Genomic DNA, 13287 nt, shown 5'->3' with positions numbered 1-13287 from the left:
AGTGCGATCAGCCCCACAATTCCTTGCGTATGTTTTCCGGCCAGATTTCGACATCCAGACCGTGGTGATGGAAGAGCGCCAGTGCGATGCGTTCCAGCCCGAAGCCGACACATGCCGTGTGGGCCACCGAACCGTCGTCGAGTGAGAGACCCCACTTCACGCCAAACTGATCCTGATGATAGTTGAAGCTCATGCAGGCGGTCGGCTTTTCCACGCTGGTGATTGGGATGAGCAGTTCGAATTTCAGGTTCTGGTCGCGCTGGTTGTTTACCAGCATCTTGCCTGCACGGCCAAAGAACGGGTCGTTGGCGACGTCGATTTCAACCGGCAGCCCGACCTTCTTCATCATCTCCGTGCCACGATCGATCCAGAGCTGGCGGAACGCCATCACATCGGCTTCAGTGCCCATGCGCACATATTCGCGCATGCGGAAAAGCTGCTGACGGGCAGGGTCCACCGATGGCTCGTGACGGAAGCAATAGGATTGCAGGTCGTAAAGCCCGCCGCCCTGCGGCAGCGGCCCGCGCCTGGCGACGGTCGGATAAAGTGGATAGCAGGCTGCTGGCGTCAGAACGATGTCCGTTGCCTTCTGTTCCGTCGTCCAGTCCTTGCCTTCATCCATGCATTTGATGAGGTTGACGTGGTCAAGCTCGCAGCCGCAGAAGCTGTGCACGGTGCCAGCCAGTTGCGGGAAGCTTTTCATATAGCCGCTTTTTTCGAAGAAAGCGCGGTTCATGCCGGGCGGGAAGCGGATTGCCTCGGCGCCGTCATCGCCTCCGGTACGGTCGATCAGGCGTTCAAATGCCTGGATGACATCTTCGAACTGGCCGGAGCGTCCGTAAAGACCTTCCACGCCGGTGTCGATCAGGAGACCGGAATCGAAAAGCCGGTCGAGAAATGATCTCTGAGCATCCATGGAGGTTATCCCAAAAGGCTGGTGTTCTGTTTGTGGATGAGCAGCATGGTGGCGGTATTGCCGAGGATGCGCTCGTTTGAAATCATCAGCTGCGCGGAATGCGCGTCACGCAGATGGCGTCCGAGGCTGAAGGGCGTATCGTTCTTGTAGCCCATGATGCCGCAGACCAGCATGGCGTGATTGATGATCTGCAAGATCATCTGCGAAGCGGCAATCTTGAGATTGTTCATCGCAATCGCAAAACCCATCGAGGCCAGCTTGTCGGGATGATGCCTGGCTTCGCGATAGGTCTTCAGGCAGGCAACAATTTCGGATTTGAGCATCTGCAGCATGTTGGAGGCTTCGGCGACACGCAATGCACCCGGCTGCGGCGCGCCCGGATTGCGCTTTGCGGCGGCGCGCACGAATGCCTGCGCCCGGTTGACCGCGTCGACAGCGATACCGTACCAGAGCGAACTCCACAGCGTATGCGATTGCGCCAGCATGGACTGCGCTGCGATTTCCGCGAAAGGATGCGGCAGGATCTGCACCTTGTCGGCCTCGCCACGGAACACAAACCCTTCCGAGCAGGTGCCACGCATGCCGAGCGTGTCCCAGTCATGCGTCTTTTCAAGCGTGTACTGGTCTTTCAGAAACACCGTCATCACCTGATCCGACGATGCGGCATCCTTATGGGAGCGCGATGTGATCAGGATGGCATCCGCATAGGTGCCGTAGGAAATGACGGTGGCGTTCTTTTCCAGACGACACTTGTCCCTTTCGACTTCGATAGCGCAGATCGAATTGCGCAGATCGCCGCCAATGCCGCCTTCGGTGGTAGCCGAAGCAAGCAGCAGCTGATCCTTTGCGATTTTGCGCATGAAGTCCCGATGCCATTCGACCGTCTGGCCGTGTTCCACCAGGCTTGAAAGCTTGATGTGATGCATCGCGAAGATCATCGCGCTCGATGCGCAGGACTGACCGAGAATGCAGCACAATTCCGCAATCTGGTCGATTTCCGCGCTTTCGCCGCCCAGTTCGCTCGGCACCTGAATGCCAAGCAAGCCCTCGGCCTTCATCGCATCGATTGCTTCACGCGGGAAGCGGCCTTCCTTATCGACGCTATCGGAAAATTTACCCGCTATGGCCGCTACGCGGCCTGCGCGCTCTGAAAGACTGTTTCCCGCCCCGGCATTCATTATGCGGCCTCTTTGTCCTTGAGAATCTGGGTGATCGTCTGTTCGATGGCCTTGATGCTCGCGAAAGACTTGCGGTTCAGATACTGATCCGGAAATTCGATATCGAACTTGTCTTCCAGACCGAGCATGAGCTGAACCGAGGCAAAGGAGGACAGGCCTGCGCTGTAAAGATCGGCATCATCGGCAATGTCCGTCACCGGTCCCGGCAGACCGCCGACCTTGGCCAAAAGTTCGCGAATGGATTCATTCATAATCTAACTCCCTGCTTATTCGCTCAAGTCGAAGGTTCGCGTCTGGGTTGATGCGACGGCACGATCTCTCAAGCCTCTCGAAAAGCTGCGGCAACTGTTCGAAATTCTGTCTCTTTATGCAAGTGATATGTTGCGAATGTTAGCAACATCGCAAACACATCAGTATGCGTCCGGCTTTTTCTGCTCCCGCAAGCCTTTATTTTCTGTTGACGCAGAGGCATTGCGGCCCGCCTGTTCTGAAGACGTGCTTATATAGTTAAATATTCAATGACAAGATATGTGGCATTGCCCGCAAGAGTTGCGTGCTCTTTTAGTTAAAAAGGACGGCCCGAATGCCGCGGCGCGGCGATCTGTCCCGTATTTGTAGCGATTGCCATTTCAAAACTGTCGGCAATTCGGCGAGCCCTGTCGATGAAGATGATTGCAGTTTCCGGCGGAAAGATTTCGCGCGTAGTCTTCTCGAAAAGGTCGAGCCAGCGGTCGAAATGTTCGTTCCTCAGTCCCAGTTTCAGATGCGGGGCCATGGGGCGGCCATCGTAATTGCCGGTCTTGAGGATGACCGACGACCAGAACGCGGCGATCTGCGCGATGTGGTGATCCCAATCATCGACCGCATCGGCAAAGATCGGCCCGATAACTGCATCTTCGCGCGCGCGTCCATAGAACGTCGTCACCAGTCTTTCGATTGAAGCCGGGTCGATGGATGGGTGAGGCTGATTGATGAGAACGGTCATGTCGCCTGTTGATATCTTTTCGCCGGGAAAACGGGCTCTGGCGCGGATATAGTCGCTGCACCGGCCACAATCCAGTGAAGTGTTGCCGCATGGGCATCAACTTCCCGTTGGCGAAGCAGTTGCGACGATCTAATAGTACGATGGTTGAACACGGTTGAAGGAGGAATGAATGCGGGTGTTTCTGTTTGCGGGTCTGTTGACCCTTGCCACCGGCGGAGTGGGCTTTGCGGCTTCGTGCGAACAGAATTTCAAATCCGATGGCGTTCCGCTGGTAACATCCGTGAGCTATCGCTCGACACAGAGCTTTACCGGCGTGAAGTCTTCGGCCGCCTTGCAGCGTCTGGCGCAAGCCATTGCCGCTGAAGGGTTTTCGGGTATCAAGGTGAACAAGCAACTCGCTTCTATCGAGGCTTTTCAGGAAACGACAGGATCGGGCCGGATCCAGACCTTGCGCGTCACTGCCCGGGCGCAGGGCAAGAGCACGCGTGTCGATGCGATCTTCACCATTCAGGCGGGACAGGCGACGAGCAAGTCAGTCGTACGCGAAGGACTTTGCCGCATCATTGCTTCTGCTGCCAATTGAGTTTGTCGTTCGATGGTCGGGTTTCGAACGATGTGTTCCAAGCGCAAAACCCACGGTTAACCGGTGACGCCGCCAAACTCGGATTATCGCTGGAGAAAGAGAATGGTAGCGGAGGTACGCTACAGCCTATAACACACACGAGAAATCGCTGGTTTAAAGATGGTAGCGGTCGACCGTTACAGCCTCTAACGCATATTCCGTTTGTCCTGGTGTCGAGGTTCAGGGAGGCAGCTTAGATTTGCTACCTCCCGATTAAAGTTTACCGTTGTCCACAACAATCCCCAAAAATGTTACGTGCATTTAACAACGCGTCATGCAATTAATTGCAACAGGATGGAGTTGGATAGGAGGGGAGCCAAGGAGGGATACCCACCCGCATGACCAGATTGATCACGTTATTTGTAGACGCGTCTCATTGTCCCTCGACCAAAGTAGGAGGATGGGGTGCTTGGGCGAAACAGGCCGGATGGCCTAATGGAAAGCTCTTCGGCGGGGCGTTCAAGGGAGCAATACCAAACTCAGCTGAGGCAGAACTATGCGCAATTGCCAACGCAATGCAGAGCCTGGATTGCCACGGCTTGCTTGGTGACGGAGTCAAAGTGCTGGTCCAGTCCGACTGCTTGAGGGCACTTGGCCTAATTGCGTCCGCTGTCAGTAGCTGCGAAGTTAATAATCACCCTGATGGGTGCCCAATCCAGAAATCGACGGCGACAAAGCCCACGACGTTGGAGGCGAAGGCATTGGCTGTGATCAATGCTCTAGTTCCCGAAAACCAGCGTTTGGGTCTCAGGCATGTGCGAGGACACAAAGCCGGAAAAGGAAGGAGCTGGGTTAACCGGCAATGCGATAGTATTGCCAAGGGTTACATGAAACAGGCACGTCTTAAATTTAGTATGGAGTAAGATATGAAAAGCGGTGAATGTTTGGGTGGTGCAGTAATTACCTTGACGTTGGAGATTACAGTTCAGGAGATTGCTGTGGGGGCGCTGAAAGATTACTTCCAGCACGAACTGGTGGAGATGCTTACGCCGTCTGCCAGTATTCTCACCGCTATGATCCAAGAAAATGGTATTGATGCAGAAATAGTAAGTGTTGATTGCAAGGAGGCAGAGACTAACCTTGCAAATGCATCGGCCATCAACGAAAAGTAGATGTGCAATTAATTTCAGGAAAAGTGATGACATACGCTTCGAATACTGCACTCTCAGCAAGGATGGAGGACTTATTGGACGCCTTGGCCGAAGAGTTTCCTTGTGCGGGTGTCATCATTCTTGCGGCTATACCTGCCGACGATATTCCTGATACCTCAATCGTCATGACCGTCACAAACGTGGACGAAGACTCGTTCCGGGAGATCTTGGATCAGGTCGTAACTGACGAGACCGGTGGGGGTGATCCGGTCAACACCCCCACTCTCAATTAGGACCGACACAGGAGAAGATAATGGACGGAGAAGACTTCAAGATCGAGACAACCTCGAACGCGTGGGCGACCTCGCATGGTCGGTTCTGGGTTCCGACCCCGACCGCTAACAAGCTTCCAGCAGGAGTGTACTCTGTTGGCGCGAGCCAGCGCATCGGCGTGTATCTCGACCAGGTAAAGGTCGTGAAAGACGATTTGATCGTTCTGCCGGAAATGGGTGCTGAAGAGGTGCTGAACGAGATCGATCAGTTCATGCAACGCAAGGATCGCTACAAGGAACGCGGCGTCGTCCACAAGCGCGGCATCATCATGGAAGGACCTCCCGGCTCCGGCAAGACTTCGAACAGCGAACTGCTCATCGACCTGTTCGTGACGAAGTTCCAGGGTATCGTGCTTCTCGCGCAGGACGTCTCGGCTATCGCCTTGGGTATCGGCCTGATCCGCAAGCAGGAAGCCGATCGTCCAATCATGATCGTTGTGGAAGATATCGACGCAGTGGTCCGCGGCGGCGGTGAAGAGCATCTGCTCAATCTGCTCGACGGCAAGCACCAGCATGACGGCGTCGTGATCGTGGCCACCACGAACCACCTCGAGAAGCTGCCTGACCGTATCGCCAACCGACCGAGCCGGTTCGACCTGGTCATCACGATCGCGCTGCCGACTGCCGTTGCTCGTGACGCATTCCTGAAGGCCAAGGAACCGGGCATAGCGGAAGATCGCCGCAAGGCCATCGTCGACAAGACCGAAGGCTACAGCATCGCGCATCTCAAGGAACTGCTGCTTCTCACCGAGGTCTACGAAGTCGATCTGGAAGCTGCTGACGCCCGTATCCGTGCCATCATGGCGCGCAAGCTGTTGCCCGACCAGGCGAAGCTCAAGACGGAGAAGGTGCCGACAGCATTCTCGATCCAGGAAGCAGCCTGATCGATCAACTTGGGGCGTCCTTCTGGGCGCCCTATTTGCAATTAATTGCATGGAGACGTCATGAGGAAGATAGTCGTGTTCGTCAACGGAAGGGCAGGGGCCGGCAAAGACACTGCCATAGCTATGATGCGGGGCCTGCTGACCGGCTTCGGTTGGAGGTCAGATAACTACTCCAGCATCGACCCCGTTCGTGAGCTACTCGCCCGCAGTAATATTGACGTGAGCCAGAAGACCGACGATGACCGCGATCTTCTTGCTGAGGTCGGGTACAGTCTGGAGAGGCACTGCAGCTACCGTACAGAAGGCGTTGCAAAGGCTTTCCGCAATTTCTCGGCAGGCGGGAGTGGTCACCGGATCATGTTCGTGTCGATACGGGAACATAATCTGTTGCTCAAGATGAAGGATCGTCTCACTGAGGACGGGGCAGAGGTTCGCACGCTGTTCGTCGAGCGAGACGTCAAGCACATCACCAGCAACAGTGCAGATGCTGATTGCCCGGACCCGCGTCTCTACGAGTTCATCATCGACAACAACGGCACGTTAGTGGATCTGGCCACGTCGGTTGCTAGGGTGGCAGACAAGATGGTGGGGCTCAAACAGGTTTCCTGATCAGCTAGCTATCGCGACAGTCAAGAAGCCCTGCAGCAATAGGTGTAAAATTCGCACCGATTGCTGTGGGGTTTTTGTCGTTTTTTCTCGATAAACACGACGAACATGTTTATTGATTATGCAATTAATTGCATTGCAGGATAACGACGACCAGGAGGGTGCGTGTCTGTGATAACCGTTGGCTATAGCAAGAACGTGCAGAACACCGAGGCATTTGCGATCATTGCCGAAGGTTGGAATGAAATGGTTCAGGAAGGCTTCACGCCGGATCGCATCAGTTTCCCGCTCATCACGCCTCAAACAGAGGTTCTTTTCGCCCGTAGTGGAGACGAGCTGGTTGGTTGCCTGCTGTGGCAGCATGACGTCGACTCTGAGACGTTCGAAGTCCACATGGCCTATGTCGAAATGAGCTTTCGCAAGAAGGGTGCATTCAGGGCCATGGTCACTGACCTCCAGAAGCTTGCTCGCCAGCGCAAAGTCACCCGGACCCTGTTCTATGTTGGGGTTGGTAATACGGTGGCCGAGACCGTTCTGCCGAGGCTCAAGGCTAAGCCTTCAACGAAGATTTACGAAATGTGAGGGCGACATGGCAGGCAATAACTTTTGGGGAGAGCTGATCCGACGACTGAGAATTGAGCAAGGCGTATCTCAGCGGGTGTTGGCAGACCGCGCACAGGTGAACCGGAATACCCTTCGCCGCATCGAGGCGGGGAAGACTTCAGCCGAAATCGACACGATGGAACGCATCCTCGACTATCTCGGGTACGAGCTCGAGGCGATGGAGCAGGTGAGTAGGGAAGAGCGCCTCAAACGCCAGGCCGCTATCGAAACGAACCCCGATCGACGCTCCAAGCTCGCCGTAACTCGCATCCTTTCCATGGATCTTTTATCGACAACAAGCTTGACCAGAACCGGCCTTTAGCTACAGTAACGTGCAATTAATTTCACTAATCCATGGAGGGAAATGTGGGAGTTGTAACTGAGCCAACGATTAATGAATTGCGGCACGTGGCCGATTTGGCTGGCAACTATCTCGATGACGCGATGCTCACCGATGGCGTGGACGAACCCACGCAGTGGGAACTGGATGCTGTTCAAAAGGTCAAGGATTGGGCCGAAGCGCTGGAGACCTTGCAGGCCCAGGACGAACTGAACCTCGCCATCATGGTGCTGAAGAAGCACGGCATCAACGTCACCGATCAGGTGATGCACCCGCAGATGGACAAGGTGCTGACGATCAGCACAGGCCACGTTACCGAGGCGACAGCCGAGCGGCTATCCAAAGACAATATACCTGGCACTATCGTCTTCGAGAAAGGGGTGTACGGCTGGCTCCTGTGGACAGGTATAGAGCCTGACGAAGAGACGCTGGCTGGCATCCCTGTAGAGCTTTGGCAGGTTATCCAGTTCGCCAAGAGCCTCGGCTGCGAATGGCTGATGCTCGACCGAGACGCTGACCAGATAACCGCATTAGAAGTATGGGATTGGTGATGTATAAGATTATGTCCTTCGGCTTCAAATACAGCCGGCCTCGCGACATTGCAGTTATCGATGTGCGTGACATGCGTAACCCTCACAACAACATGCGGCTGCGCCCCCTGACCGGGAAGGACAAGGCCGTGCAGGAGTTTGTTCGGAAAGACGCTCAGTACGAGCAAATTTTCGATAGCGCTGCCCATAAGCTTAACGAAACAGGCTCCCTTGCATTCGGGTGTCTGGGGGGGCGCCACCGATCCGTAGCAATGGCGGAGCTGCTTGCCGCCTATCTTCGATCCCGCGGGCAAGAGGTCTTGGTAGTTCATCGCGAGTTGGGCCGATTTAACTCTCCCATTTCTTAGATGTTTGTGCAATTAATTGCAAAACAAGGAGGGCGCCATGAACACCATGCCATTTGCAGTACCCGATATCTCCGAGCGCGAAGTTGAAGCCGTTTCAGAATGCCTCCGCTCAGGGTGGGTTACCACCGGTCGCAAGACCAAGGAATTTGAGGAAAAGTTCGCAGCCTTCATCGGCGTTAAGCACGCTCTCGCGGTGAACAGCGCCACGGCTGGCGCCCTCCTGATACTAGACGCGCTTGGGGTCGGTCCGGGAGACGAGGTCATCGTCCCGGCGTACACGTTCTCAGGGCCGGCCATGATGGCGCATCGCCTCGGGGCCAAGATCGTTCTGTGCGACAGCCTTCTCACCGATCCTGCCATGAGCGTAGTAGAGCTCGATCGCCTGATCACGCCGAACACGAAGGCGATCATGCCGACGCACTTTGCCGGCGTCCCGTACGAGGCTCTCGGCTATCTCGAAGAATATCGGGGCATCCCCATCATCCATGATGCGGCTCACGCCGTCCCATCCCGCAACTCCAACGGTTCCATGGTTGGCTCGACCGGCAAGGCGACGTTCTTCTCGTTCTATGCAACTAAATGCATAACGACCGGCGAAGGCGGGATGATCACGACCAACGACGATGATCTGGCCGACCGCATCCGCAAGCTGCGCCTGCACGGCTTCGACAAGTCTCTGTTCGACCGGTACACGAACGCAAAGGCCGGCTGGCGCTACGACATTGCTGCCGAGGGCTGGAAGGCCAACATGACCGACCTGTCGGCGGCTCTGGGTATCGTGCAGCTCGATCGCAGCTGGATGATGCGTTATCTCCGGGAGCAGGTGGCCCATGATTACGACGCCGCCTTCGAGAAGGCGGGCATCGCCACGCTCAAGCATCCGGTGGGCTCGTCGTACCACCTGTACCAGATCTACGTGCCGCGCCGGGACGAGTTCATCGCAAGTATGGCCGAGAGAGGCGTCCAGTGCTCGGTCCACTTCATTCCCCTGCACCTGCACTCAGCCTGGCAGAAAGCCGGCGTGAATGAATGCCCGCTGGCCGAGAACCTGTTCAAGCAGGTCGTGAGCCTCCCGATCCACTCGAAGATGATCCAGGATGACGTCGATCGAGTCATTGCTGCCGTTGTCGAAACAGCCGGGGAGCTCGTCGAATGCTCGCTGGTTTGAACGAAGACCTCGCGCTGCCCCTTCTTCTCCCCCGTCCGACAATCCCATCGGACGGGCCTTTCTATGACAGCGTCCGCGGCATGAAGGTCCTCGTGACCGGTGCCGGGGGATCGATCGGTTCGGAGCTCGCGCTCCAGGTCGCCGGATCGCAGCCAGAACTTCTGGTCCTGGCCGACAATTCGGAGCTGAACCTCTATGAGATCGACTCCACGATCCGGCAGGGCGCACCGAACCAGAAGAAGCTGGCAGCCATCCTCGACGTCAGGGACCGGGATGCGATCGAGAGCCTGATGCACACGCATCATATCGACGTCGTCTTCCACGCTGCTGCCCTCAAGCACGTCCCGCTGCTGGAGAACGATCACAACCTGATAGAAGCCGTCATGACGAATGTCATGGGAACCGCCAACGTGGCTCGAGCTGCCATCGGGGCAGGGGCTCGTATGGTGCTGGTGTCGACCGACAAGGCCGTGCACCCGTCGTCGACCATGGGCAAGACCAAGCGGGTGGCAGAGCTGTTCACAAGGGCGCTCGCGGCCAAAATCGAGTCGAACCACCTTTCCCAAGTCCGCTTCGGGAACGTCATTGGTTCCTCGGGCTCGGTCGTCCCGCTGTTCAGGCGTCAGATAGCTCAGGGTGGGCCAGTGACGGTCACGCATCCCGACATGACTCGATACATGATGAGCATCAAGGAGGCGGTAGGTCTGGTCCTGTCGTCTGCAGACCACCAGCGCACCAGCGGCGGTGGGTACGGACTGTATATCCTCGACATGGGCGAGCCCGTGAAGATCCTCGATATCGCCTCTCAGCTGATCACGCTGGCAGGGCGTACCCCGAACAAGGATATCAAGATCGAGTTCACTGGCCTTCGCCCCGGCGAGAAGATGCATGAGGAGCTGGCCTACGAATGGGAGGTCCTGAACGACACTTCTGTCCCCCGGCTTCGCAAGGCCGCGATCCGTACGCAGGTCCCCGACAAGATCCTGTCTATGGTGGCGGCACTGGAGAAGTGTGCGACTCTGCGCTCGGCAAGCCTGGTCAAGTCACGCCTGAATGCAATCATTGAAGCGGCGATCAAAAACAAATGGTAACCGCTCGGCTCACAGCTACAGTAAGTCGAAATACCATGATCGAGGTACTTTGGTGACTTACGCAGAGAAATTCAGACAGGCGTTCGCGGACAATCAGTTGGCAGATTTTCTGCTGGCTGCTCCAGAGCCAAGTGAGATCGAAGACGGAATGTTCAGCAAGGAGGCTGTTAACACCGTCGAGCACACGTTCCTCAAGGCTGCAGAGCAGCGTATCAAAGGGTTCTACATGCCTGCAGAGGTCGGGCACGGGACGGACCCAAACAACAAGTGGCGAACGATTTCGAGCCTCCAGAAATCGATACGGTTCGGCTTGACGGACGAAGCCAGGTTCGCAGTTTCAGCAGCCTTCGATATGGACAAATCGCACACGCTGAAACGTCTGGGTGTGATCGCTGTCGAGGACTGCATGATGGGCAATCCCCTTTATGTCGGGATCATTCTCGCTGCCATGGGGCACGCTCACTGGCGTAAGACGCTGGACGAGCGCCGCTTCATGATCTGGATGGCGGGTGAGCTGGCAGCTGGCGAGAAAGATCGCACCGCGGTGAACCTGCTGGTAACAGCTGATCGAGAGGAGCTGGTTCCCAAAGATGAGTGGGCCAAGGCTCCCGATGTGCAATTAATTGCAGCTGCGATGAACAGCGAGTTTACCTACCCTCAGCGCATGTGCGCTGCTTGGCTGTTGGCAGGCACAAAACGCTACTCTGGTCACACCTTTCCGGACTGGAATGACCGCAAGCCGACGGGTCTGTACCGCATGATGGTCGAGCAGGGCGCCTCGAGGTTTCTCCTGTATGTCGCAGCCAAGACCGCCAGCCGCCTGGGCGAAGCGATGTTCGCGACGATGCCGCTGATCCACGACATGCTGACCGACTGCGAGCAGCCCACGATCGTGAAGCAGAAGGTGTATCCGACGAAAGTCGGGAAGCTCCTGGGCGCGGCATATGACCAGTACACGCGGGAAGGCAAGATCGCGATCAAGAAGTTCTTCCGTGAGAGCGCGGTCATGAAACCGTTCGTTCAGCTGATGCCGTCTGGCACGCAGGACCGACTCCAGTTCGGCGGGGTCTTCCACGCAGAAGGCGGGTGCCTGGCTGAGCGTGTCGTCTACGGCCAGCCCTGCATGGATCTGATCCACGCCGTGAGCGGGCCTGAACGTTTCGCAGAGCTCGGAGAGCCGGCCAAGGATTACCTGGCGGCAATTCGCAGCGAAATCGATTTCCTCAATGAATGCCGGGAGAAAGTGCTTTGGGCAGCCATACATCAGAAGCAGTGAAGTACGCGGATCGGGTCCAGGATTTCCAGACCCGACCATCTTGGGATTATGAGGCTTGGCAGCTGCTATCCGTCGTTGAGCAGAACAGCCTGAGCTTCGCGGGGTATAAGAACCTGAAGGTGCTGGACTACGGTTGCGGACCAGGAAAGCTATGCCGAATGGTCGCGGACAAGGGTGCTCTGGCTGTGGGTGTAGACACGTCGACTGAGATGATTGCCCGAGCTGAAGGCTATCCGGGCGGTAGCACAGGATACCGCATTCGCTACGAGCGAATGGGTCGTTTCGTGCCCGCCCAGCTTGGAAGGTTCGATCTGATCTTTTGCCTACACGTCATCGGGCACACGCAAGACGTCGTGGAGACGCTAGCGCATTTGAGGGCCTGCTTGGAGCGCAATGGGCGCATCGTCATCCTCAACCCGAACAGGACGCACACGATGCTGCGTAAGCCGTATAACTGGCTTCGGGGGTTCAAGGCCGATCCCACGATCAGGCATCGGTTCGACCTCGGCCTGCTTAATGTATACGCGGCACGGGCCGGCCTGGGTATCGAGTGGTCTTACATGACCGGTGAGAAGTTCCTGGGCGTTCACTCGCTCATAGCCGCCAGCCTCGTGCGCAAATAGGAGTGACCATGCGCGTATCCAGCCATCAGCCAGCGTTCCTGCCGTGGGCGGGCTTCTGGCACAAAGTCCTTTCCGTAGACACGTTCGTGCTCTCGTGCGGGGTCCAGTGGGCTAAGGACGGCTATCTCAATCGCATCCAGCACCAGGGCGCCTGGCTGACTCTCCCGGTTGACGCCAAGGACGATAGCCCGATCAGTCAAGTCCATGTTGGCAACGATACACGCCGGATCAGCAAGACGTGGAAAGCCGCAGCTCAGGTGTCTGGGCCGTACAAGAAGCGTATCGAGCGCATCGTCTACGAATTGATGAATGTGGTCCCCGGCGAGAACATTGCCGCCCTCAACATGCGACTGATCTTCGCTATCTGCGATGCACTGCGAGTTGAAGCGAAGTTTCACATGTGCTTCGACGTTGGGGAGGGCGTGACCAAGACCGATCGCCTTGATCGCCGGTTGGCAGCAACCGTGCCGGAAATGACCTCGTTCTACATGGGTCAGGGGACGGCCAGCTATTTCGAGGCCGAGCGGTTCAAGCGGGTGCCCTGCTTCGTTCAGGACCCCTCGTCTTTCAAGGACAGCCCGTCTATTGTGCAATTAATTTCAAACGAACCCGACCCTGTCGACTGGATCATGTCCAGAGGCCGCTGGGTCGAGCTTGCCAGGTAGGAGGTCGCA

Annotated in this window: 19 protein-coding genes; 15 read left to right on the top strand and 4 right to left on the bottom strand. The window is 56.6% G+C overall.

What is annotated here, in order from left to right; genetic code table 11:
* Window positions 1-7: 7 nt before the first annotated feature.
* The 4 genes from ACOWVS_RS17075 to ACOWVS_RS17060 all read right to left on the bottom strand — a co-directional run bounded on the left by ACOWVS_RS17075 (window position 8) and on the right by ACOWVS_RS17060 (window position 3079).
* Window positions 8-916, bottom strand: coding sequence for an amino acid--[acyl-carrier-protein] ligase (locus ACOWVS_RS17075; protein ID WP_063620685.1), 909 nt, complete (start codon window positions 914-916; stop codon window positions 8-10).
* 5 nt (window positions 917-921) lie between these two features.
* Entirely contained in the window at window positions 922-2094 is a 1173-nt protein-coding gene (locus ACOWVS_RS17070) for an acyl-CoA dehydrogenase family protein (protein ID WP_063620687.1), read from the bottom strand.
* Entirely contained in the window at window positions 2094-2345 is a 252-nt protein-coding gene (locus tag ACOWVS_RS17065) for an acyl carrier protein (RefSeq protein WP_006467457.1), read from the bottom strand. Before ACOWVS_RS17065 ends, ACOWVS_RS17070 begins: the two co-directional genes overlap by 1 nt.
* Window positions 2346-2659: 314 nt before the next feature.
* A complete protein-coding gene (locus ACOWVS_RS17060; RefSeq protein ID WP_063620689.1) occupies window positions 2660-3079 on the bottom strand; it encodes a group III truncated hemoglobin in 420 nt (139 codons plus the stop codon).
* 169 nt (window positions 3080-3248) lie between these two features.
* Between ACOWVS_RS17060 and ACOWVS_RS17055 the strand changes: the two genes are divergently transcribed.
* From ACOWVS_RS17055 to ACOWVS_RS16985, 15 genes are all read left to right on the top strand, one after another.
* Entirely contained in the window at window positions 3249-3662 is a 414-nt protein-coding gene (locus tag ACOWVS_RS17055) for a hypothetical protein (protein ID WP_063620691.1), read from the top strand.
* A gap of 377 nt (window positions 3663-4039) precedes the next feature.
* A complete protein-coding gene (locus ACOWVS_RS17050) occupies window positions 4040-4564 on the top strand; it encodes an RNase H family protein (RefSeq protein WP_075042089.1) in 525 nt (174 codons plus the stop codon).
* Window positions 4565-4567: 3 nt separating this feature from the next.
* Window positions 4568-4813 carry a hypothetical protein gene (locus ACOWVS_RS17045; RefSeq protein ID WP_075042090.1) on the top strand — a complete coding sequence of 82 codons (246 nt, stop codon included), beginning with the start codon at window positions 4568-4570 and terminating at the stop codon, window positions 4811-4813.
* A gap of 26 nt (window positions 4814-4839) precedes the next feature.
* Window positions 4840-5085 (top strand): hypothetical protein, encoded by a 246-nt coding sequence (locus ACOWVS_RS17040; protein WP_075042091.1) that lies wholly within the window; start codon window positions 4840-4842, stop codon window positions 5083-5085.
* Window positions 5086-5105: 20 nt separating this feature from the next.
* Complete coding sequence (locus ACOWVS_RS17035) at window positions 5106-6008, top strand: AAA family ATPase (protein WP_075042092.1); 903 nt, start codon at window positions 5106-5108, stop codon at window positions 6006-6008.
* Window positions 6009-6068: 60 nt separating this feature from the next.
* Window positions 6069-6617 carry a hypothetical protein gene (locus ACOWVS_RS17030; RefSeq protein WP_075042093.1) on the top strand — a complete coding sequence of 183 codons (549 nt, stop codon included), beginning with the start codon at window positions 6069-6071 and terminating at the stop codon, window positions 6615-6617.
* Window positions 6618-6779: 162 nt separating this feature from the next.
* Complete coding sequence (locus tag ACOWVS_RS17025; RefSeq protein WP_139309271.1) at window positions 6780-7196, top strand: GNAT family N-acetyltransferase; 417 nt, start codon at window positions 6780-6782, stop codon at window positions 7194-7196.
* A gap of 7 nt (window positions 7197-7203) precedes the next feature.
* Window positions 7204-7539: a helix-turn-helix transcriptional regulator gene (locus ACOWVS_RS17020; RefSeq protein WP_075042095.1), complete on the top strand. Its 336-nt coding sequence runs from the start codon at window positions 7204-7206 to the stop codon at window positions 7537-7539.
* A 44-nt stretch (window positions 7540-7583) separates the two neighbouring features.
* Entirely contained in the window at window positions 7584-8108 is a 525-nt protein-coding gene (locus ACOWVS_RS17015; RefSeq protein WP_139309272.1) for a hypothetical protein, read from the top strand.
* Window positions 8108-8455 (top strand): RapZ C-terminal domain-containing protein, encoded by a 348-nt coding sequence (locus ACOWVS_RS17010; RefSeq protein ID WP_075042096.1) that lies wholly within the window; start codon window positions 8108-8110, stop codon window positions 8453-8455. The genes ACOWVS_RS17015 and ACOWVS_RS17010 overlap by 1 nt, the downstream gene beginning before the upstream one ends.
* A 37-nt stretch (window positions 8456-8492) precedes the next feature.
* Window positions 8493-9623, top strand: coding sequence for a DegT/DnrJ/EryC1/StrS family aminotransferase (locus ACOWVS_RS17005; protein WP_075042097.1), 1131 nt, complete (start codon window positions 8493-8495; stop codon window positions 9621-9623).
* On the top strand, window positions 9608-10714 hold the full coding sequence (locus tag ACOWVS_RS17000) for an SDR family NAD(P)-dependent oxidoreductase (protein WP_075042098.1): 1107 nt from the start codon (window positions 9608-9610) through the stop codon (window positions 10712-10714). Before ACOWVS_RS17005 ends, ACOWVS_RS17000 begins: the two co-directional genes overlap by 16 nt.
* Before the next feature lie 97 nt (window positions 10715-10811).
* Entirely contained in the window at window positions 10812-11990 is a 1179-nt protein-coding gene (locus tag ACOWVS_RS16995) for a hypothetical protein (protein WP_139309273.1), read from the top strand.
* Window positions 11963-12613, top strand: a complete 651-nt coding sequence (locus tag ACOWVS_RS16990) for a class I SAM-dependent methyltransferase (RefSeq protein ID WP_170873270.1) — start codon at window positions 11963-11965, stop codon at window positions 12611-12613. Before ACOWVS_RS16995 ends, ACOWVS_RS16990 begins: the two co-directional genes overlap by 28 nt.
* A gap of 8 nt (window positions 12614-12621) precedes the next feature.
* A complete protein-coding gene (locus ACOWVS_RS16985; protein ID WP_075042101.1) occupies window positions 12622-13278 on the top strand; it encodes a WbqC family protein in 657 nt (218 codons plus the stop codon).
* Window positions 13279-13287 lie beyond the last annotated feature (9 nt).

The sequence above is a fragment of the Brucella sp. IR068 genome (assembly GCF_049065885.1).
GTDB classification, from domain to species: Bacteria; Pseudomonadota; Alphaproteobacteria; order Rhizobiales; family Rhizobiaceae; genus Brucella; species Brucella intermedia.
Note: the sequence above shows the minus strand (reverse complement) of the source record. Positions and strands in the feature narration are given on the sequence as shown.

Excerpts from the sequence above, each read along its gene's own strand:
- ACOWVS_RS17075 (WP_063620685.1), bottom strand. The coding sequence starts at position 916 with ATGGATGCTCAGAGATCATTTCTCGACCGGCTTTTCGATTCCGGTCTC.
- ACOWVS_RS17070 (WP_063620687.1), bottom strand. The coding sequence starts at position 2,094 with ATGAATGCCGGGGCGGGAAACAGTCTTTCAGAGCGCGCAGGCCGCGTA.
- ACOWVS_RS17065 (WP_006467457.1), bottom strand. The coding sequence starts at position 2,345 with ATGAATGAATCCATTCGCGAACTTTTGGCCAAGGTCGGCGGTCTGCCG.
- ACOWVS_RS17060 (WP_063620689.1), bottom strand. The coding sequence starts at position 3,079 with ATGACCGTTCTCATCAATCAGCCTCACCCATCCATCGACCCGGCTTCA.
- ACOWVS_RS17055 (WP_063620691.1), top strand. The coding sequence starts at position 3,249 with ATGCGGGTGTTTCTGTTTGCGGGTCTGTTGACCCTTGCCACCGGCGGA.
- ACOWVS_RS17050 (WP_075042089.1), top strand. The coding sequence starts at position 4,040 with ATGACCAGATTGATCACGTTATTTGTAGACGCGTCTCATTGTCCCTCG.
- ACOWVS_RS17045 (WP_075042090.1), top strand. The coding sequence starts at position 4,568 with ATGAAAAGCGGTGAATGTTTGGGTGGTGCAGTAATTACCTTGACGTTG.
- ACOWVS_RS17040 (WP_075042091.1), top strand. The coding sequence starts at position 4,840 with ATGACATACGCTTCGAATACTGCACTCTCAGCAAGGATGGAGGACTTA.
- ACOWVS_RS17035 (WP_075042092.1), top strand. The coding sequence starts at position 5,106 with ATGGACGGAGAAGACTTCAAGATCGAGACAACCTCGAACGCGTGGGCG.
- ACOWVS_RS17030 (WP_075042093.1), top strand. The coding sequence starts at position 6,069 with ATGAGGAAGATAGTCGTGTTCGTCAACGGAAGGGCAGGGGCCGGCAAA.
- ACOWVS_RS17020 (WP_075042095.1), top strand. The coding sequence starts at position 7,204 with ATGGCAGGCAATAACTTTTGGGGAGAGCTGATCCGACGACTGAGAATT.
- ACOWVS_RS17010 (WP_075042096.1), top strand. The coding sequence starts at position 8,108 with ATGTATAAGATTATGTCCTTCGGCTTCAAATACAGCCGGCCTCGCGAC.
- ACOWVS_RS17005 (WP_075042097.1), top strand. The coding sequence starts at position 8,493 with ATGAACACCATGCCATTTGCAGTACCCGATATCTCCGAGCGCGAAGTT.
- ACOWVS_RS17000 (WP_075042098.1), top strand. The coding sequence starts at position 9,608 with ATGCTCGCTGGTTTGAACGAAGACCTCGCGCTGCCCCTTCTTCTCCCC.
- ACOWVS_RS16985 (WP_075042101.1), top strand. The coding sequence starts at position 12,622 with ATGCGCGTATCCAGCCATCAGCCAGCGTTCCTGCCGTGGGCGGGCTTC.